The sequence below is a fragment of the Gemmatimonadaceae bacterium genome (genome assembly GCA_019637445.1).
Lineage (GTDB): Bacteria > Gemmatimonadota > Gemmatimonadetes > Gemmatimonadales > Gemmatimonadaceae > Pseudogemmatithrix.
Genome location: JAHBVS010000001.1, coordinates 1,960,798 through 1,980,881, shown reverse-complemented (window position 1 = coordinate 1,980,881; position 20,084 = coordinate 1,960,798). Strand labels below are relative to the sequence as shown.

Below are 20,084 nucleotides of genomic sequence, written 5' to 3'. Positions count from 1 at the left end.
GCGGCTGGGCTAGCGCGTCCAGATCAGGATCACGCCGCAACCATTGAAGTCGGTGTACCGCGACGGGGCCTCCGTGGCCTTGTAGACCTCCACGCGCACGGCCTGAGCCAACCACATCTGTTCCTCGAAGGCCTCCGGCTGGCCGTAGTCCACGCCGTCGATGAACCAGCGTGGATAGCACAGTGACATCGCGCCCATCCCTGAGTCGACCTCGAAGCCGATCTTGCCACGGCCGCTCGAGTCCCAACTCAGCCGCGCCTTCGAGATCTGCCGCACCACGAACGTCTGTTGCAGCGTCGGCTGGCGCTTGATGGCTTCGTCGTCAATGAATGTGCCGGACGCACTGGCCCGACGACGCTCCTCGAACTCGGCCTTCCAGGCCTGCGGACCGCCGCCACCCCGTGCCGTCGTCACGCTTGCCGCCAGCACCTGCGGCGCGAGCTCCAGCCGCACCTCACCGACGTTGAAGCGGCCGCCGATTGGATCCAACTCGCGTGCGAAGGGCGAGAAACGCAGCGCGCGGATTGCCAAGGTCGTCGTGCGCACTGGCACCGAATCGATCACCCACACGCCGGCGGCCGACGTCTGCACGCTGCGGCCGCCAAGCCCGCCCACCACGACAGTGGCGCCTTCAATCGGCTGACCAAGGTGGTCCAGCACGCGCCCGGAGATCCGTGTGCGCGATCGGGCATCACCGGCCACGAGGTCACGCCGCCGGATCACCGCCCCGTCGAGCCGCACTCCCACGGGGTCTGTGCCGAGCGATCCCGCGTTGGCGCTGAGCGAGACCTCGCCGCTGAAGTACGTGGTTAAATCGCCCGACTTGGCGGCCTCGCCCTCCACCGGGATTCCACAGAGCGTGTAGCGCCCGGCCGCATCGGTCGTATCGGCGACCAGACGTCGATCCTGCTCTGAACGCGAAGGACCCAACAGCGCGCGCACCCACTCGGCCTGCACGGCGACTCCGGCACGCCGAACGCCGGCCACATCGCGCAACTCGCCAACGATCACACCAAGCCCGGGCTCGCGTGCCACTCCACAGATTGATTCGTAGAGCCGCTCGGGTGTCGGCGAGGCGACGATCGCGCTGGACTGCAGCCCACCTCGAACCTCAACCATCGCCTCGGGCATCGGCACACCGAGCGTCCTCAGCTCATCGTCCAAGACCACGATCCGATGGCGTCCTTCCGGCAGGCCATCGAGGACGAAGCGTCCGGAAGAGTCGCTCACCGCCTGCCAGGGTCCACCAATCACGCGCAACTGCGCGTTGGCCCACGCGGCACCTCTGCGCAGCGAGTCAATCACAACCCCTGCGACACGACCAACCGGCACCGCAGCCACAGGCGAGCTTAGGGCGACCTCAAGTCCGAGATCCTCCCGGGGAATGACGATCGGATGCGCCGCCCGACCGCTGCCCTCCAGACTCACCTGCAGGATCTCGCGCTTCGGAACCCCGCAGGCCAACCAGAGCCCATCGTCCGCGGTTCGCGCCACCACCCCGCGCGTGTCCCAGCTGCGTTGCCACTCCGCGATCCAGCGCGCGTTCTGCCGCCACTCAACGCGCACCTGCGCGCCGGAGCGCGGATTGCCAGCTGAGTCGCTGACCACGCCCCAGAGCAACCCCTCATTGGCGGCGAGCGAGTTGGGGCAGAGTTCCGCCATCGCTGTCGGCGACGTGCTCGGTGCGACCAGTGTCTCAGCGCCGACAGTTGTGAAGAGCAGGCCGCGGTCGCCGCGGATCTCCCGGACCGCGCCACCCGCCACTTCCATAGATCGCAGGCGCGACGAACGCGTCGTGCCCACCTGCACGCCACCGCGGAACACCGGCTCCTCGGTTTCCGTCAGCCGCGGCATCCGAATCTCCCAGCGCTCGACGAGCCACACACCGGTTGGCAAGCGCAGGAACTGCACGTCACCGCCGGCCGGTGCATCGCGAATCTCGCGTGGGAGGTTGGAGTAGCGGTACTCCAGCCTCCGGAGTTCGGCGCTCTGCCGGTCGAGCCACAGCGTGCCCTCGATGTCCACGACGTCGCGACGAGTGCGGACCGCCGAGAAACCGACGCCGACCCAATCCCGATCATCGCGCGACCACGGCTCGGTGCGGAAGCAGTGCCCGGCTACGAAGCTGTCTGAGAGCAGGACATCGGCATCGGGCGCGTAGTAGGTCGACTCGCCATCGCGCTCGCGTCGATAGCCGTCCTCAGCAAGCGAGTCTGGTGCCAGACTCACAAAGGGCTGGCTCGTGCGTCCCCGATACTCCCGCAGGGTCGGCGCGCCAATGGCATCGCCGCGCATGGTGATGCGCTGGCTTCGCAACTCCCAGGTCGCGCTCAGCTCGCCCTGCGTCGAAATCAGCTGCGTGGCGCGCAGCGCCTTTCGCGCTTCGTCCAGCAGGGTGAGTGCGGTCGCCGTGCGATCGCTGCTGGGACCGCAGATGCGTTGACCCACCACGCGCACGCGGTCCAGCACGATCGCCGCGCCAGAGAGCTCGACATCCGCGGTGCGCACTTCGCCAGCGGCCAGCGTGAAGTCGCCGAGTATGGTGGGCCGCTGTCCGATACGCAGCGCACGCACCGTCACCGGTTCGCCGGCGACGAGGTGCAGGATGTAGTAGCCGCGCGAATCCGTCAGGGTGCTGGCCACGCGATCGGCGCTACCCCTGCGTAGCGCCTCGATGATCACCCCGGCCGCAGGCTCACCCGCTGCCGAGAGCCGCACGGTGCCGCGCAGCTCCTGGGCCGCGAGAATCGGCGGGAGTGCGAAGGCCCCAAGGAAGAGCAGGAGGCGCGCGGTGTGCCGCATTGCAGAATATCTACACCGCGCGCAGGGTCCGTTCAAACAGCCTAGGCCACGGCGAACTCCCCCGTGTGCATCACCTCATCCTCGGTGGGCGGCAGGAGCTTGTAGAGCACAGGTGTCACCAAGCGCGACAGCAGCGTGGAGCTCACCAAGCCACCGATGATGACGATGGCCAGGGGCGAGTAGAGCGAGCTGCCCTGCACCGCCAACGGCGTGAGTCCGCCGATCGCCGTGAGCGAGGTCAACACGATGGGCACGAAGCGGATCTTGCCCGCCCGCTCGATGGACTCGTCGAGTCCAAGGCCCGTAGCGCGCAACTGGTTGGTGAAGTCCACGAGCAGGATCGAACTCTTGATCTCGATGCCGATCAGGGCCACAAAGCCGATTACTGCGCTGAAGCTCAGCGTGTAGCCCGTCAGCCAGAGGCCAACAAGGCCACCGATCACGCCCAAGGGGATGACGCTCGCGACGATCAGCATGCCGCGGAACGTCTTGAACTCCAACACGAGGATTGCGAGGATGCCGAAGGTGGCAATGAGGATCGCCGCGCCAAGCCCGCCGAAACTCTCCTGCCGACTGGCAATCTCACCAGCCGGCGTGATGCGGTAGCCGTCGGGCAACTGCAGTATCTCCAGCTCGGCCAGGATTTCGCGCGTCACGCGATCGGTGATGAACCCCGTGCGCACCTGCGATGTCACGGTCACGGCGCGTTCGCCATCGTAGTGCTGGATGACGGGCGCCGAGGTCTCGAACTCGAGTGAGGCGAGTTGCCTCACAGGCACCTGTGCGCCGGTGACGGCGCCGGCATAGATGCGGTCGAGGGCTTCGGGCCCCTTGCGAGTCGGCCCAGGCAGTCGAAGCGTCACGGAATACTCCTCACCGTCGTCGTCGCGGACGCGGCCAGCGGTGAGTCCCTCGAGCGCGAGTCGCACGGCGCGATCGACCTCGACAGTCGGCACGCCATAGAGCCCGGCCTTGGCGCGGTCGGTGCGCAGTCGAAGATCCGTGCGCGAAACGCGCAGCGGGTTCACCACATCGCGGGTGCCCGGCGTGCCTTCCATGATCCCCTCGATCCGGCCGGCGATGGCGCGCAGCGAATCGAGGTTGCCACCCGTCACCCGCATTGCGATGGGTGCGTCGATCGGCGGCCCGTTCTCGAACTCTGTCACCGTGATACGCGCGTCGGGATACAGGTCAAACTCCGCGCGCAACGAGTCCAGCAGCAGCGGCGTGTCCGTGTTGTCGTAGTCCTCCAACAGCACGAACAGCTCGCCGCGCGTCGAGCGCTCCGCCTCGGAGTTGATGTTGTAGTAGATCTTTGGGTTGCCGCGGCCGACGTTTGCGTAGACATCCGTCACCCGCTCGCGCCGAAGCAGCGCGCGCTCGGCGAAGGCCACGCCGGAGTCCGTGATCGCCAGCGCGCTGCCCTCCGGGGCCGTCACGCGCACAAGGAACTGCGGCGTACCGGCCTTGGGGAACAGCGAGAAGCCGATGCTGGGAATCAACGCCAGCGCGCCGACGAAGAGCAGCGCCGCCACGGCCAGCGTGCGCATCGGATGTCCCAGCGCCCGGTGCAGCACGCGGGCATAGGTGGCATCAATCAGACGATTCAGCGCGCGCAGGAAGATGTTGCCGTGCTCGTCCTTCTCCTCGCGCAGGAATACCGCGGCGAGGAACGGTATGATCGTGATGGACACCAGCAGCGATGCGGCAATCGTGAACACCACGGCCGCGGGCATCGACCGGATAAACTTGCCCGGCGTGCCCGGCAGCATCAGCACGGGAAGGAAGGCAAAGATCAGCGTCGCGGTGGTACCGACGACGGCCACAAGGATCTGGTTCGTCGCCGCAATCGCCGCTTCGGTCCGCTTGTATCCCTCGCGCAGGAAGCGGGCGATGTTCTCCACCACCACGATGGAGTCATCGACCAGCAGGCCGAGCGCGATCACGAAGCCCACGATGCTCAGCTGGTTGATGCTGTAGCCAAAGGCCTTGAGCAGCGTCACGCCAATGGCGAGCGACAGCGGGATGCTGACCATCACGATGCCCGAGGCGCGAAAGCCAAGTGGCAGCAGCGTGAGGATGACCAGCGCGATGGCGATCAGGAAGTCGGTGGTGAGCCGCGAGAGCCGCAGCCGCACGTTCCGCGACTGATCGAAGGGCCGCTCCAGCGAGATGGCCGCGGGCATCGCTGCCGCAAACGCATCCGCTTCGGCCCAGATGCCGTCACGCACCGCCATGATGTTGCGGTTCTCCTGCATCGTGGCCGTCACCCAGACCGCGCGGCGACCGTTGAGGCGCGCGGTGCTCGATGCATCCTCGTAGTCCCAGGCGACATCGGCAACGTCACCAAGGCGCAGCGTGCTGCCGGGCGTGCCGGCGATGACCGTCGTTCGGATCTGCTCCAGCGAACGGTAGCCGCCGCCAGTCTTCACATTGAATCGCCGTGTGCCGGCGTTGACGCTGCCGCCGGGGATGTTCGCGCTCTCGCCTCCCACGGCCTGCAGCACCTGCGTCAGCGGCACGCCGAGTTCGGCCAGCCGACCGACGTCGAGCGTCACGCGCGCCTCACGCGCGGGGTAGCCCCAGGTCTCCGACGCCTTCACACCGGGTACGCGCAGCAAGGCATCACGCAGCGCGCGGGCCTGGCGGTCCAACTCGTAGTAGGGCGTGGTCTCGGACACCAACGCGAACTGCGCGATGTTGACGTCCGAGGGGTTGATCTGGTTCACATCAAGTCGCGCGAGGTCGGCCGGGAGATCGGCGCGAATCGAGTTCACTTCGCGGACGACTTCGTCGTACTTCCGGTCGGCGTCTACATAGACCTCGAACTCGGGCACGATGACGGCGAGCCCGTCCTCGATGCTCGTCTTGACGTCGCGCAGGTCCTCGAGGGCGCGGATGCGGTCCTCGATGGGGTCCACGACCAACTGTTCCATATCGGTCGGGCTGGCGCCCGGATACACCGCGATGATCGGATAGACCGGGATCGGAAACACCGGGTCCTCGGCGCGCGGGATCGTGAGCATCGAGAACGCGCCCATCGCCAGCAACGCGACGAAGCTGACCAGCATGAACTGCCGGTTGCGGACACTGAAGCCAACGATGTTCACGGCGCACGCTCCGTCACGACCTGAACACGCGTGCTGTCGGAAAGGCGCGTGGCGCCGGCGACAATCACACGCGAGGCGCTGTCCACTGCGACGGATTCACCTGGGGCTGCAGCGATCGCCGCGACTCCGTTGTCGAGCCAGAGGACCTCGACGCTGACTCGCCGTACGCGGCTGCCGTCGCCGCCGAGGAGGAAGATCGTTGCCGTGCGGCCGTCCACCTCCAGCAGCGCGTCGGTCGGCACCGTCAGCACGGGACTGCCGCTCGCGGGCGTCAGTTCTGCGCGGCCAATCAGCCCCGAGGCAAGCGGCTGCGGCGGATTCTGCAACTCAATCTCAACCTCGTAGGCACCCGTCGTCGGCGCCGCGGCCACGCCAACGCGCGTCACGCGACCCGAGAACGTCCGGCCGGGCAGCGCATCGAAGCGCAGTGTGGCGGGCATCCCGTCGCGGATGCGCACGGCATCGCGGTCCGCGGCACCCGCACGCAGCACGATGCCACTTCGCTCCACGCGGAAGAAGAAGGCCGGCGCCCCTGGGCCGATCAGCTGGCCAGGGTCGACGGCGCGCTTCAGCACGACGCCGGGACCCGGCGCCCGCACCTCGGCGTACTGTCGATTGAACTCCGCGGCGCGCAGCTGCGCCTCAGCGACCTCGAGGCCAGTGCGGGCATCCTGCAGCTGCGAGAGCGTCGCCACGCTGTCCGCATGCAGGACCTCCACGCGCGCGAGGTCCCGGCGCGCCTTGTCGCGGCCCTCACGCGCCGCGGCGACCTGCGCCTCAATCTCCGTGAGCGAGAGCGCAGCCAGCAACTCGCCGGCCTGCACACGCTGGCCACCGACGGCCGTCACGCGCTCCACCACGCCGCCGATCTTGAAGGCGAGCGGAATCTCCTCGCGTGCGCCGAGGAAGCCGGTGAGCACGATAGTCGGCTCGGCGCTTCGATACGCGGGTGCCGCAACCCTAACCGGAATGGCAGCGGCGGCTTCGGCGGTGTCCGCTTCAGGTGCGTTCCCGCAGGCAGCAACAGCAACAAGGGCCGCGACGGCAACTGCTGCGGTGAGAGTAGATCGATGCGCATTCATCGGGCAGTCCTCGGATAGAGCGCGGCGGCCCGGTCGAGCTCCACACGGCGCAGGTAGTAGTCGTAGGTGGTCAGTGTTGCGTTCAACTGGGCCGCGGTGCGCGCCACGCGGGCCTCGGAGAGCTCAAGCGGCGACGCCAGACCTTCCTCGGCGCGCCGGCGCACCAGTTCGTAGGTGCGCTCCGCGGCGCTGCGCTGCGACTCCGCGGTCTCGATCGCCTGCCGGGCGACCGCGGCGGCCTGCCAAGCCAGCCGCACCTGCAGCTCAACGCCGCGTCGTGCGTCATCGCCTTGCAGCGAGTAGCGCTCGGCGTCGATCCGCGCCTGCTGCACGCGTGCGCGATCCTTGCCGCCATTGAAGAGGTTCCACGACGCCACGAGGCTCACGAGCATGAAGTCAGCATCGCGCGAGAAGCGGTACTCGTTCCCCTGCACGCCGTAGTCCACCGCCAGCGCGAGATTCGGCAGGAAGCTGCCGGCCGCCACGCTGCGCTGGGCGTCAGCGGCGCGGCGGGCGGCGTCGAGTGCGCGCAACTCCTCCCGTCGCGTGAGTCCTTGGCTCAGCGCGTCATCGAGAGAAGGAAGTGCATCAAGTCCGAGCGCAGCGTCGGGCAGCACGGCCACCGAGTCGGTGATCGCCCGACCGACGATCATGTTGAAGCTCTGAGCGCTAGCCGCGACCAACTGCCGCGCCTCGGCCTGACGCTGCTCAGCCTCGCTCTGCTCGGCCCTCGCGCGCGAGAGCGCATCGGGCGTGGCGCGGCCGGCCTCGACCAAGCGCGCCATCACGCGCACCTGCTCGTCGAGCACCTCGCGCGTGGCGTCGCGGATCTCCAGCACGCGCCGCGCCTTGAGGTGCGTGACGTACGCGGAGCGAATCTCCGCGGCCAGCGCTCGTTCGGCGGCGCCAAAGCTCGCATCCTGCGACTCGCGCGCGGCGCTCGCCGCCCGGTAGCCCGAGTAGACCTCCGCCTGGAACAGCGGCTGCGCGAGCCGCAGCGCCGTCTCCTGCTTGAGCGGCAACTGCAGGTCGATGTCGGTCGGGAACTGAGGCGCGCCAAGCAGCTGGTTGAGCGCCCCGAACGCGGGGTTGATCAACTCGCCGAGGTTCACGACCTGCCCGTTCACATTCGTGTAGCGAGCGTTCAGCGTGAGCGAGGGCAGGAAGTTGCCCAGCGCCTCGCGCTGCGCGGCCTCGGATCGCGCCACGGCCAATGCCTGCTGTCGGATTCCCAGGTTCTGTCGGAGACCCTGGTCGACGTACGCGTCGAGCGGACCCTGCGCGGCGATAGGCGCGGACGCTACGAGGGCGGTGGTCAATAGAAGGAGGTGGCGCATCGGCTTCGGGCTGGGTGTCTCGGTGGACTCCCGATCTGGACAAGAAAGGCCAGGTCGGCATTTTAGAGGATATCCTCTAATACGGGCCAAAATATTAGAGGGTTTCCACTACTTGTCAATAGTGGAGGGAATCCTCTATTATCCGGCCATGGCAAAGTCGACCACCCGTCCCAAGCCCCAACCAGTGCCCGACATCCTAGAGACCGTCGCACCCGAGGCTTCGGACCGCGCGTCCCGTGCCCCCCAGCAGGAGCGGGGACAGCGACGGGTTGAGCAAATCCTCGACGCGTCCGAGCAGGTCTTCGCGGAGCTCGGCGTCGACGCGGCGACGATGCAGTTGATCGCCGAGCGGGCGGAGTCGTCGATGGGATCGCTCTACCACTTCTTTCCCAACAAGGACGCAATCGTCGAGGCCTTGGGGGCGCGATACGCGGAGGCGGTGCGCCGCGCCAACGAAGAGGCGATGCCGCTGACCTTGGCGCATATCGAGCTGAAGGATCTCTTCGACCGCGTGCTGCGCGCCCAGATGCGCCTGCTCGAGGAGCTGCCGGCCTTCAATCCGGTCCACCAAGCGGTGCAGCGAAACTGCCCGGAGATCAACGCCGATATGGAACAGGCCTTGGTCGGGCACGTGGGGCAGTTCCTGGCGCTGCGATATCCGCGGATGCCGGAGGATGTGCGCGCGGCGTCAGCACTGGTGTCGGTGGTCGCGGTGCACGCCGTGGTGGAGTTGGCGGGGCGCTTGCCGAGCGCGCACCGTGCGCTCGCCATCCGCGAGGCGCATGGAATGATGGTGTCGCACTACGCCGCGCACGACGCGCGCTACGGGTCCGTGTAAGGGGACGGCAGCGCGGCGGCGACCTTCGCATCGGCGGCGTCCCGCAGCGGCCTTCGCCGGCCGCCGCTCGCTAGATTCCCCGCGTGCCGTTTGACGCCCTCGCCCCAATCCTGCTCGGCGCCCTGCTCGGGCTTCGCCACGCCACGGACGCCGACCACGTCGTCGCGGTGACGGCGATTGTCGCGCGTGAGCGTAGGCTTGCGCGTGCCGTCGGAATCGGGGCGCTCTGGGGCGTCGGGCACACGCTGACCCTGCTCCTGCTCGGCGGGACGATCATCGCGTTCCGGCTTGTGATTCCCGCACGCATTGGTCTCGGCCTCGAGTTCGGCGTGGCGCTGATGTTGATCGGGCTCGGCTACGCCAACCTGCGCCGGTCGGACGAGGACGAGAACGCTCCGGTGGTCGCGCGACCGCTGCTGATCGGCGTCGTGCACGGCCTCGCCGGCTCGGCCGCAGTCGCGCTCCTGGTACTCGCCACCATCCGCGGCACTGCCGCTGCGCTCTTCTACCTGCTGATGTTCGGCCTCGGCACCATCGCCGGAATGATGCTGGTCACGCTGATTCTTGCCGCGCCGGCGCTCTACGCGGCGAGCCGCGTGAAGCGGATGCAGACCGGCATTCGGGTGGCGGCCGGTGCGCTGAGCATCGTGTTCGGGCTTCTGCTCGCGCGCGAGCTGATCGTGGACGGCGGCCTGTTTTCGGCGGCGCCGACGTGGGATCCGCACTGACGCGAGGCGCCGCTCCGAGGCTGGGGCGTGTGGGGAAGATCCGCATCGAGCGACGCGGTTCGAGCGCCCTGCATCTCAACAGCATATCGCTCCGTGACTTCGGCACGAAGCTTCGCGCCTGGTACCGACGCCAAGCCCGCGACCTTCCCTGGCGCCGCACGCGCGATCCCTACGCAATCCTTGTCTCGGAGCTGATGCTCCAACAGACGCAGGTCAGCCGCGTGTTGGAGTACTGGACGCGATTCCTACATCGATTCCCCACCCTCGAGACGCTGGCGAGCGCGCAGGAGCGCCACGTCCTCGCGCAGTGGAAGGGGCTCGGCTACTACGCCCGCGCGCGGAACCTGCACAAGCTCTCTCGCGCCGTGGTCCGCGAGGGCGCACGCGCCTGGGGCGACAACCACGTGGCCGATGCCGGGCCGATCGCGCTGTCAGCGGACGGCCAACCCTCGTGGCTCCCCGCCGAGGCAGCGAAGCTGCGCCGCCTACCGGGCGTGGGTGCCTACACGGCGGGCGCGGTGTCCACCTTCGCATTCGAGCGCCGTGCTGCCCTCGTGGACACGAACGTGGCGAGGGTGCTCGCGCGCGTCTTTGCGCCGCGGCTTAACCCGAAGCGACCGCGTGACCTTACGGTGCTGTGGCAGATCGCCGAGCACTCGCTGCCGCGCACGGGCAAGGCGACGTGGACACACAACCAGGCGCTGATGGAGCTTGGGGCGCTGGTGTGCACGGCGAGGGTGAAGCGATGCGGGGCATGCCCTGTAAGAACGATCTGTGCGTCGCGCGAGTCCGCGCTGTAGGTGGGTACGGGCAGTCGTAAGTGGTGAGTTGTAAGTGGTGAGTGAAGAGAGGGGAGCAGCCGCAGCGGCCGCCCCCCTCTCAACTCTTACAACTCACCACTCACAACTTACGACTGCCGTTCACCTACTTCACAACCTTGTGCCCAAGGTCGATCCGCGCCGACTTGTAGTCCCGCGTATCGAAGCCCGTGTAGATCTGACGCGGACGCGCGATCTTCTGCTCCTTGTCGTTGAGCATCTCCTCCCACTGGGCCAACCATCCCGCCGTGCGCGCAATCGCGAACAGCACGGTGAAGTAGTCCGTGGGGAAGTGCATCGCGCGGTAGATCAGGCCCGTGTAGAAGTCCACGTTCGGGTAGAGCTTGCGCTGGATGAAGTAGTCATCCGAGAGGGCGATGCGCTCGAGCTCCAGCGCAATCTCCATGTCCTTCGTGAGGCCGGCGACCTTCAGCACGTCGTCGCAAAGCTTCTTCACGATCTTGGCGCGCGGGTCGTAGCTCTTGTAGACGCGATGGCCGAAGCCCATCAGGCGGTTGCCCTTGCCCGTCTTCACGCCATCGATGAAGGCCGGGATGTTCTTCACATCGCCGATCTCCTCGAGCATGCGCAGCACGGCCTCGTTGGCGCCACCGTGCAGCGGGCCGTAGAGCGCCGCCACGCCGGCCGCGACGGCCGAATACGGGTCCACGTGCGAGGAGCCAACGGCGCGCACCGCGTTGGTCGAGCAGTTCTGCTCGTGGTCCGCGTGCAGGATAAAGAGGATGTCGATCGCCCGCGCGTAGATCGGGTTCGCCTCGTACTTCGGCTCCGACATCCGCGCGATCATCGAGAGGAAGTTCTCGGAGTACGACAGCGAGTTGTCGGGATAGACATACGGCAGGCCCTTCACGTGGCGGTACGCAAAGGCCGCCAGCGTCGGCATCTTGGCCAGCAGCCGGATGAACGCGATGTCGCGCTCCGTCTTGTCGTGGATGTCCTTTGACGCCGGATAGAAGGACGAGAGCGCCGCGACGCCGGCCGTGAGCATCGACATCGGATGGGCGTCGTAGCGGAAGCCCTCCATGAAGCGCTTGATGTTCTCGTGCACGTACGTGTGGTACGTGATGTGGTACTGCCACTCGTCGTATTCCTTCTGCGTCGGCAGCTCGCCATTGCGAAGCAGCCAGGCCACTTCCAGGAAGTTCGAGTGCTCGGCGAGCTGCTCGATCGGGTAGCCGCGGTAGCGCAGGATGCCCTTGTCGCCGTCGATGAAGGTGATGGCCGACCGACAGGACGCGGTGTTCATGAACGCCGGGTCGTAGCCCATGATGCCGAAGTCGTCGGCATTGACCTTGATCTGCTTCAGGTCGGCGGTGCGGATGGTCTCGTCGGTGATCGGGGCGTAGTAGATCTTCCCGGTGCGCGAGTCCTTGATCTCAAGATGGTCGCCCTGCGGGGCGGCCTTGGCGTCGGATGCAGCCATCGGTACGGGTCTCAAGCTGGGGGGTTCAGGCCCAAGCCGTGGCAGGGCGCCGGCTGGGCGGACGGCCAGGAGAGGCCGCTACCCTGAAATCTAACGACCTCGCAGGTCGTCGATGGCGGGGACCAACCCAATGGCGAGAAGACCGAGCGCGAGCGGAATCGTGGCCGAGTAGCCCAGCGCCCCGAAGCCGATCGCCCCCAGTACACCACCCCCGAAGAACGCCACCAGCAGCGCCGCGAGCACGCGCATCCGCTCCCGATCCGCCAGCACGGCGAAGCCGGGGTCGCGGCGGGAGCGGTTCCAGTACGCCAGCTTCCCGAGCTCGATGCCGAGGTCCGTCACGATGCCCGTGACGTGGGTGGTACGGATGACCGCGCCGGAGAGCTTGGTGATCACCGCGTTCTGCAGCCCCATCGTGAAGCAGAGCAGCACGACCGTCAGCGGCACCACCACTGTCTGCAGGTTGCGCATCTGAAGGCCGAGAAGCCCAAACGCCAGCAGCAGGGCCGACTCGAGGATCAGCGGCAGGGCGAAGGCGCTGGCGAGGTCGCGGCGGCGGGCGAAGTTGACCAGGACGGCCGTGGTCGCTGCCCCCGCAAGAAAGGAGAGCAGCGAGCCGAGTCCCAGCCAGACCAGCGGCATGTGGCCTAGAACGACCGCGTCCGCCATGGCCGAGACCACGCCTGTCATGTGCGAGGTGTACTGGCCCACGGCCAGGAAGGCCCCGGCGTTCGCGGCGCCGGCCACGAAGGCGAGGATGCCGCCCAGGTGGAGGTCGGCCCGCGGAGCACGGCGCGTGGCGGTGAGGCTGCGAATGTACGAGACCGTCATCACGCCTTGGACGACGCAGTGGCGGAGACGGCAATCGCCGCAGCAGGACCGATCGCGAATAGCTTACGGGGAATCGCTTCCCGTCGACCCCCGTGGACTCCCCCCTCTTCCTCGCGACTACCGCCCTCGCCGCCGCCCTCGGCGCGATGATGAACGCCATCGCCGGCGGGGGCACGCTGATCACGTTTCCGGCGCTGGTCGCCTTGGGCGTGCCGCCGATCGTGGCCAACGCCACGTCGACGGTGGCCCTCTGGCCGGGCACGATGTCCTCGATGTGGGGCTACCGCCGCGAGCTCGTTGGGGCCCGCCGCTGGGCCAAGGCCTTCGCCGTGCCCTCGTTCGCGGGCGGCATTGTAGGCGCGCTGCTGCTGCTCAAGACGCCAGAGAAGCAGTTCGCCGCGCTGGTGCCTTGGCTGATTCTTGGCGCCACGGCGCTGTTCATGACGCAGCGGCCGCTGATGCGCGTCCTCGCCCGCATTGGCAGCCTGCGCCGCGAGATCAACGGGGCGGACGGCAAGCTCTTGCCGCCGAGCGCCTCGTTCCTCGTCTACCAGTTCGCGGTGAGCGTCTACGGCGGCTACTTCGGGGCGGGCGCCGGCATCCTGATGCTGGCCTCGCTGGGGCTGATGGGGCTCACGAACATCCACCAGATGAACGGCCTCAAGAACTGGGGCGGCGGCGTGATGAACCTCGTCGCCGTGGCGATCTTCGCCGTCTCGGGGATCGTGAACTGGCCGATCGCCCTGGCGATGGCGGTCGGGGCGGGGCTCGGGGGTTACGCCGGCTCCAAGTTGGCGCAGCGTGTCGGGCAGGAGTGGGTTCGCCGCGCAATTGCCGTCATCGGACTCGGAGCCGGGTTCGCGATGCTCTTCGATCTCATCTGACGACCTGGCGCACCGCAGGATCCGGGTCGCCGCGACGAATCATATCAACGACGTTTCCCAAATGAAATCCACCGATACGGTCGCCCCGCTGGACCCCACGAACTGGGACGAGTACCGCGCCCTCGCGCACCGGATGCTCGACGAGTCGCTGGACTACCTGCGCGACGTGCGCGAGCGGCCCACGTGGACGCCCACGCCGGCGGACGTGCGATCGGAGATCCGCGACGAGCCCCTGCCCCGCCGCGGCCAGGGCGAGGCGGCGACCTACGACGACTTCCTGCGCCTCGTGCGGCCCTACCCCAACGGCAACATCCACCCGCGCTTCTGGGGCTGGGTGATGGGCACGGGCACGCCGCAGGCGGCGATGGCGGATTTCCTCTCGTCGATCGTGAACCCGCAGATGGGTGGCATCGACCACTCGCCGATCTACATCGAGCAGCAGGTGGTGCGCTGGTACGCCGAGCTGATGGGCTTCCCCGACACCGCGGGCGGCATCCTCATCAGTGGCGGCACGATGGCGAATGTGCTGGGCCTCGCCGTGGCACGGCGACAGCGCGCGGGTTGGGACGTGCGCGCGAAGGGCACTTATGGTGGCCCGCCGCTGCGCGTGTACGCGAGCGCCGAGATCCATAGTTGGCTCAAGAAATCCTGCGATTTCCTCGGGATGGGCGAGGAGTCTTTCCGGAAGGTGCCCGTGCTCGACGACTTCACCGTCGATGTGAAGGCGATGGAAGCGATGATCGCCGAGGACCGCGCGGCGGGGCTCCGGCCGTTCTGCATCGTGGGGACGGCCGGCACAGTGCAGACCGGGGCCAGCGACGACCTCAATGCTTTGGCGGACCTTGCCGCCCGCGAGCAGCTCTGGTTCCACGTGGATGGTGCCTTCGGTGCGATGGCGCGGCTTGGAACATCGGCGGCCGCCAAGACCGCCGTGCGCGGCATCGAGCGCGCGGACTCGATCGCCTTCGACCTGCACAAGTGGGGCTACCTGCCCTTCGATGTGGCGATGGTGGTGGTGCGCGAGGACAAGCATCTCCCCGAGACCTTCGCGAACCAGGCGCCGTACCTCACCACCGCGGTGCCCGGCGGGATGACGGCCTCGGGCAGCATCTACTACAACGACCGCGGCATCGAGCTCACCCGCAGCTTCCGCGCGCTCAAGGTGTGGATGACGATGCGCGCACAGGGCACGGACCTGTTGGGGCAACACATAGACCGCAACATCGCGCAGGCGCGGTATCTCGAGGGGTTGGTGGCCGCGGCGCCCGAACTCGAACTGCTGGCGCCCGTGCCGCTCAACATCGTGAACTTCCGCTATGCAGCAGCAGGTCTTTCGGAGGAAGCGGTGGACCTGCTCAATCGAAAGATCCTCGTGCGATTGCAGGAGGATGGCATCGCGGCGCCGTCGGGGACGGTGGTGCGCGGGAAGTACGCGATCCGCGTGGCGATCACGAACCACAGGTCGCGCAAGGAGGATTTCGACCTGCTGGTGCGCGAGGTGTTACGGCTGGGGCGCGATCTGGCCTAGGTATCGTGAGCTAGCACGATGTTGACAGCTAGCGAGCGAGGCGGGGCGCTGCGCTAGGATCCGACCGCCGAGCGCGCCGTGGCGGCACTCGGTGTTGTAGAGGGAGAGGTCGTGCGGGAGCGCGCGGGTGCGCCGCGATGGGCAGGGCATGAAATCGGCTCCCCTTGTCGGTGTGGATGCGCTCGACGACGCCGTCGAGCGCCGCGTACCGGGCGACCGCCCGCGCCAGGAAGTCGGCCGCGGTGGCCGCGGTGTCGTCCTCGAGCACCTCGGCGTACGCGAGCCGCGCCTGGTCGTCGATGCCGGGGTGCACTTGCTTCCCCACCCGCCGCGCGCGGCGCGTGAAGTCACCGTAGATGCAGTGGCCCACACGGCCGATGCGGCCGCTACTTCACGTCGAGGTACACCAGCTCGCCAGGCCGCGCCCGCTCGGAGCGCACGATCCGTCGCGGCGGCCCGACCCGCGCAGCCGCCGCCACTTGCAGATGGTCTACCGCGACACGCCGAAGGCGCGGGCGACTTGGGCGACGGGTGGAGTTCACCCGCTCGCGTAGACACCCATGATAGCCTGCCCGACAACCCAATGCCTCGCACACAACTCGCGAGTGGAGGCCATGTGACGGGCGTCGCCCCCATTGGGGAGGTGCGTCACGCGCGGCGGATTCATCTTGTGGTCCTCGCGGCGCAGACCAAGGGTCGATCAACTTCGTTCTAGACTGACGATAGCCGAACGCGGACAGTTCAGGTTTCGCCTACCACCTCCACCATGCCCGCGTTGAAAGGTCTTCTTGCCGCCGGTCTCAGATCGGTGCGTCGCGCTCCTGACTTCGCCGCCCTCGTCATCGGCATCCTGGCCGTTGGCATCGGTGCCAATACGGCGATCTTCAGCATCGTCTACGCGATCTTGCTTCGGCCACTTCCCTATGCCGACGCGGGCCAGCTCGACCTGCTCCGGTTATCGTTCGGCCCAAACGAGCGACGTCCCTCGTATGCCGGCGTGGAGATTCAGTACATTCGCGATCGTAGCCAAGTGTACGAAAGCCTCGCTGGGACGTTCACAGTCAGCGAGGCGCTGACTGGCGACGGAGAGCCCGAGCAGGTCGATGTCGGACTCATGACGGGAAACTTTTTCCAGACACTTGGCGTGAACCCCGTCCTCGGCCGGCACATCGCCCCTGAGGAGGACAACGATACCGGGCCCCATGCGGTGCTGATCAGTTTCGATCTCTGGCAGCGCCGCTACGGCGGCATGCCTGACGTCGTCGGGAAGGTCATCTTGCTGGGCGGCGAGTCATGGACCATCGTCGGGGTCCTGCCGAACGCGTTCGCACTCTACGGTCCGCCGGATGCGAACCTCGGCCCCTCGACGGCAGTCTGGAAGCCTCTCCGCGTCGACTTTCGAACGGTCGTGCACAATGGGCACTTTCTGAGAGTCTTCGCGCGCCGGAAGCCCGGAATGACGACAGAGGCCGGGCAGGCGGAGCTGACGCGACTCCAGGCGTCGTTCGTGGAGGACATGCCGGATTACGCCGAGTCGCGGATGCGATTCCATGCGAGCGGGCTGCAAGACGAAATTGTGCGCTCGGTTCGCCCTGCTCTCGTCGCGCTCATGGCTGCTGTAGGATTCGTGTTGCTGATTGCGTGTGCCAATGTCGCCAACCTCCTACTGGCTCGCAGTGTACGGCGCCAGCGCGAGGTTGCCATTCGATCGGCGCTGGGCGCTTCTCGTCGTGACATCTTTGCGCTGCTGATGGCCGAGAGCGCAGTCCTCGCTCTTTCTGGAGGAATTCTCGGAGTGGGAATCGCTTGGATTGCGCTCGAAATCCTACTCGCAGGGGCACGACACGCGTTTCCGATGCAAGACGCGATTAGACTAAATTTCGTGTGCCTTGGCTTCGCTGTTGGGCTCACGGTGCTTACCGGTATCCTGTTTGGATTGGTGCCCGCGCTCCGTGCCGAATCCGCGTCGCTCGCGAGCGCGCTTCGTGAGGGCGGGCGCGCCGGGATGAGTCGACAGGGAAAGCGACTCCGCACCGCTCTCATGGTAGGTGAGGTGGCCTTCGCACTCGTACTGCTGGTCGGGGCCGGGCTCTTTATCCAGAGCTTCCTCAACATCAGCCGCGTCAGACTCGGCTTCGAGACCGCAGGAGTTCTTACGGCGCGCGTTGCACTCCCCACTACCCGGTACGATCAGCCCGGAACAAAGCGATTCCTCGACGAGGTCATTCCACGACTTGAAGCGCTGCCGGGCGTGGTTTCAGCGGGGGCCACGTCGCATCTGCCGCTGGCAGGCAGAGTGTTGTCGATGCCGTACGCGTATGACGATGCAACCGCTGAGAGATTCGGTGAGCTTTCAGTCGAGCAGCACACCGTCACCACTGGCTACTTGCAGACAGTGGGCACGCGCCTCCTACGCGGGCGCCATTTCGAGCCACTTGACGATATCGAAGGATCCGACGTCGCCATTGTCGACAATCAGTTCGCCGAGCAGGTCTGGCGCGGACAGGATCCCATCGGCCAACGCGTCATGTTGAATCGTGTCGGTGGCCCCGCGAGATGGATGCGTGTCATTGGCGTGGTAGAGCATGTGCGACACGAAGAGGTGCTCACCGTCGGCAAGCATCAAGCCTACGTGCTACCGAACCACACCGTGATGAACCAATTGACGTTCACGGTACGAGGCGGCGGTGACCCCGTCGCGCTGGCGACAGCGATGCGACGGGTGATTGGCGCGGTGGACCCAGACCTGCCGGTCTACGATCCGAAGCCGCTGACGGATTACGTGCGGGATGCCACGTCCACGACGCGACTTGCAGGGACACTCATGGGTGTGTTGGCCGCTCTCGCACTCGCGCTGGCGATCGTTGGCGTGTATGGCCTCATGTCCTACACTGTATCGGAGCGAACGAACGAGTTCGGTATCCGAAGCGCCCTGGGGGCCACGCCGAGAGTAATTCGGCGTCTGGTGCTCGACCATGTGTTGGGTAGCACCGCAATCGGAGTCGCTATCGGCGTCGCAATCGCGATGGGCATGGCACGCCTCGGAAGCGCACTCTTCTACGGGATCTCAGCGAGCGACGGGAAGACAATGGGCGTCGCGGCGCTAGCTATCCTGATCGCAACACTGCTGGCGGCCTGGCTTCCGGCTTCGCGCGCCGCCCGCACGGACACGCTGGCTGCACTGCGGTCCGAGTGAAGTTCACCTGAATTGGTGGACACCACTTCGGTCCAGCGAGAGCTTCTGTTCAGAAATGTTCCGTGCGGAGGAAGCCGCCAGTTCTTTGTGCGCACGAGCCGACGGAGAGGACGAATTCCCGATGCGACTCTTGTCAGCGCTTGGAGGCGCTGGTGCGCCGGAACGAGAACTTCAGCGGTGGCCCAGTGTCGGTTGCGTCAGGGAGGCCCGAGAGCCGCATCAGCCCCGAGAGCTCTTCGCCCTCTAGTGTGCCCTCGAAGAGCGCGAGGGCCCGAGGCTCCATCCCGTTCATGAAGCCCCAGGTCATGCCCCGGGGCGATATTCTCAGGTATTCCCAGCGGCGCACCAGCGGAGCGACCCCGGGGCGAGGCTGCTCGGTCTCGCCGACCAGCCGGCCGTCCACGACTCGCAGCCGGAGGCGAACCTCGTCGCGCACGGGTCGCTCGTCGCCCATCCAGACGCTGCCGGTCCATTCGCCCACGAACTGCGCTGCCTCGTCCGGGGTCGCGAACGGGGTTGCGAGCAGCGACGCCACAGTCACGGAGCCGGGACGAGCATTAGCCTCTTGCAGCACCCTCTCCTGCTCTGCCACACGTGTCGGATGGTCGGCGAAGACATCGCGCAGTCCGAGATAGCTGCCGAGCATCGTCATCGTCTGGTGTCGCTCTTCAGGCAGATGCCGACGCAGCAACTGCCAGCCCTTCGGAGCAACCTTCGTCAGGGAGTCCCATCCATCGTCGGGCCATTCGAAACGTGCGCCGATTGTCGCGTAGCGCAGTGGCCGCTCCGATTCATTGGCCGCCTCGGTAAGACGGTTGACGAGCCAGCCCTCTTGCAGACTGACAGGGGCGTCCAACGACAACACGACGTCGAATCTCGCACGGGTCGCCGCTGCGTACGTCGCAAGGATCCCACCCGATGAGTGACCGATGAGAACCTTGGGGGACCCGCCGAGGAGTCGCTGATCGACTGCCTCGAGGAGCTCGTGCTCGACAAAATCGAGCATGAGGTCACCCGCCTGCCGCCGGTCGCTCCCGCTGACGGACAGGCCGGGCGGGGTCAGATCCCACACGCGCTTTTGGTTCGCGTCCAGCCTCGCCGTACGGCCGGTGTTCTCGACGCCGACGACCAGCATCTCGGGGATCTGTCCGTTCCGGGCGAGTTCGGTAGCGACCGTGGCGACGGTCTGTCCGAGTGTTTCCCCGTCGAAGACGACCGCGACGGGATAGCGACGATCCGCCGACGCTCGGAAGTACGACGCCGGAAAGTGCACGGCAACTCGACGCTCCTCCCCAAGCGCTGCGGAGAGGATGCGGTACGACCGGACGATTCGGTGCGGTACCGAGTTGACGGAGTCTTCCAGGAGTACAGGCGCAATCTGTCCACGCACCGGCGCCGCGACCATCGCGACTAGGAGGCCGGCGACGAAGAGGCTACGCATTCGCGGCGGTACCTCGACAGTTCGGAGGGCGAGCCGGGCGACCGA

14 protein-coding genes are annotated in these 20,084 nt (G+C 66.9%); 6 read left to right on the top strand and 8 right to left on the bottom strand.

Features of this window, described 5'->3' with window-relative positions:
- Positions 1 to 9: 9 nt before the first annotated feature.
- Genes KF709_08825 through KF709_08810 form a run of 4 tightly spaced genes read right to left on the bottom strand, consistent with a single transcriptional unit; the run spans position 10 to position 8,331 of the window.
- Positions 10 to 2,802, bottom strand: coding sequence for a carboxypeptidase regulatory-like domain-containing protein (locus KF709_08825; GenBank protein MBX3174506.1), 2,793 nt, complete (start codon positions 2,800 to 2,802; stop codon positions 10 to 12).
- 41 nt (positions 2,803 to 2,843) lie between these two features.
- Entirely contained in the window at positions 2,844 to 5,912 is a 3,069-nt protein-coding gene (locus KF709_08820) for an efflux RND transporter permease subunit (protein ID MBX3174505.1), read from the bottom strand.
- Complete coding sequence (locus KF709_08815) at positions 5,909 to 6,994, bottom strand: efflux RND transporter periplasmic adaptor subunit (GenBank protein MBX3174504.1); 1,086 nt, start codon at positions 6,992 to 6,994, stop codon at positions 5,909 to 5,911. Before KF709_08815 ends, KF709_08820 begins: the two co-directional genes overlap by 4 nt.
- Positions 6,991 to 8,331, bottom strand: a complete 1,341-nt coding sequence (locus KF709_08810) for a TolC family protein (protein MBX3174503.1) — start codon at positions 8,329 to 8,331, stop codon at positions 6,991 to 6,993. Before KF709_08810 ends, KF709_08815 begins: the two co-directional genes overlap by 4 nt.
- A gap of 184 nt (positions 8,332 to 8,515) precedes the next feature.
- Here KF709_08810 and KF709_08805 point away from each other — a divergent pair, with 184 nt between their 5' ends.
- The 3 genes from KF709_08805 to KF709_08795 all read left to right on the top strand — a co-directional run bounded on the left by KF709_08805 (position 8,516) and on the right by KF709_08795 (position 10,697).
- A complete protein-coding gene (locus tag KF709_08805) occupies positions 8,516 to 9,169 on the top strand; it encodes a helix-turn-helix transcriptional regulator (GenBank protein MBX3174502.1) in 654 nt (217 codons plus the stop codon).
- Between the two features lie 83 nt (positions 9,170 to 9,252).
- Positions 9,253 to 9,897 carry a hypothetical protein gene (locus tag KF709_08800; GenBank protein ID MBX3174501.1) on the top strand — a complete coding sequence of 215 codons (645 nt, stop codon included), beginning with the start codon at positions 9,253 to 9,255 and terminating at the stop codon, positions 9,895 to 9,897.
- Positions 9,898 to 9,926: 29 nt separating this feature from the next.
- Positions 9,927 to 10,697 carry an A/G-specific adenine glycosylase gene (locus KF709_08795; protein MBX3174500.1) on the top strand — a complete coding sequence of 257 codons (771 nt, stop codon included), beginning with the start codon at positions 9,927 to 9,929 and terminating at the stop codon, positions 10,695 to 10,697.
- Between the two features lie 124 nt (positions 10,698 to 10,821).
- Here KF709_08795 and KF709_08790 read toward each other — a convergent pair whose 3' ends face one another.
- Together KF709_08790 and KF709_08785 are read right to left on the bottom strand one after the other, a co-directional pair.
- Complete coding sequence (locus tag KF709_08790; GenBank protein ID MBX3174499.1) at positions 10,822 to 12,159, bottom strand: citrate synthase; 1,338 nt, start codon at positions 12,157 to 12,159, stop codon at positions 10,822 to 10,824.
- A gap of 90 nt (positions 12,160 to 12,249) precedes the next feature.
- Positions 12,250 to 12,990 carry a DUF1275 domain-containing protein gene (locus KF709_08785; protein MBX3174498.1) on the bottom strand — a complete coding sequence of 247 codons (741 nt, stop codon included), beginning with the start codon at positions 12,988 to 12,990 and terminating at the stop codon, positions 12,250 to 12,252.
- A gap of 92 nt (positions 12,991 to 13,082) precedes the next feature.
- On the opposite strand from KF709_08785, the gene KF709_08780 reads away from it, so the two are divergent.
- Positions 13,083 to 13,874 carry a sulfite exporter TauE/SafE family protein gene (locus KF709_08780; GenBank protein MBX3174497.1) on the top strand — a complete coding sequence of 264 codons (792 nt, stop codon included), beginning with the start codon at positions 13,083 to 13,085 and terminating at the stop codon, positions 13,872 to 13,874.
- Positions 13,875 to 13,935: 61 nt separating this feature from the next.
- The gene (locus KF709_08775; GenBank protein MBX3174496.1) at positions 13,936 to 15,402 is read left to right on the top strand and encodes a hypothetical protein; all 1,467 of its coding nucleotides are present in this window, start codon (positions 13,936 to 13,938) and stop codon (positions 15,400 to 15,402) included.
- A 28-nt stretch (positions 15,403 to 15,430) separates the two neighbouring features.
- On the opposite strand, the gene KF709_08770 is transcribed toward KF709_08775, so the two are convergent.
- The gene (locus KF709_08770) at positions 15,431 to 15,772 is read right to left on the bottom strand and encodes a DDE-type integrase/transposase/recombinase (GenBank protein ID MBX3174495.1); all 342 of its coding nucleotides are present in this window, start codon (positions 15,770 to 15,772) and stop codon (positions 15,431 to 15,433) included.
- Positions 15,773 to 16,168: 396 nt separating this feature from the next.
- On the opposite strand from KF709_08770, the gene KF709_08765 reads away from it, so the two are divergent.
- Positions 16,169 to 18,598: an ABC transporter permease gene (locus KF709_08765; protein MBX3174494.1), complete on the top strand. Its 2,430-nt coding sequence runs from the start codon at positions 16,169 to 16,171 to the stop codon at positions 18,596 to 18,598.
- A gap of 133 nt (positions 18,599 to 18,731) precedes the next feature.
- Here the strand turns inward: KF709_08765 and KF709_08760 are convergent, their stop codons facing one another.
- On the bottom strand, positions 18,732 to 20,039 hold the full coding sequence (locus tag KF709_08760; GenBank protein MBX3174493.1) for an alpha/beta fold hydrolase: 1,308 nt from the start codon (positions 20,037 to 20,039) through the stop codon (positions 18,732 to 18,734).
- Between the last annotated feature and the right edge of the window lie 45 nt (positions 20,040 to 20,084).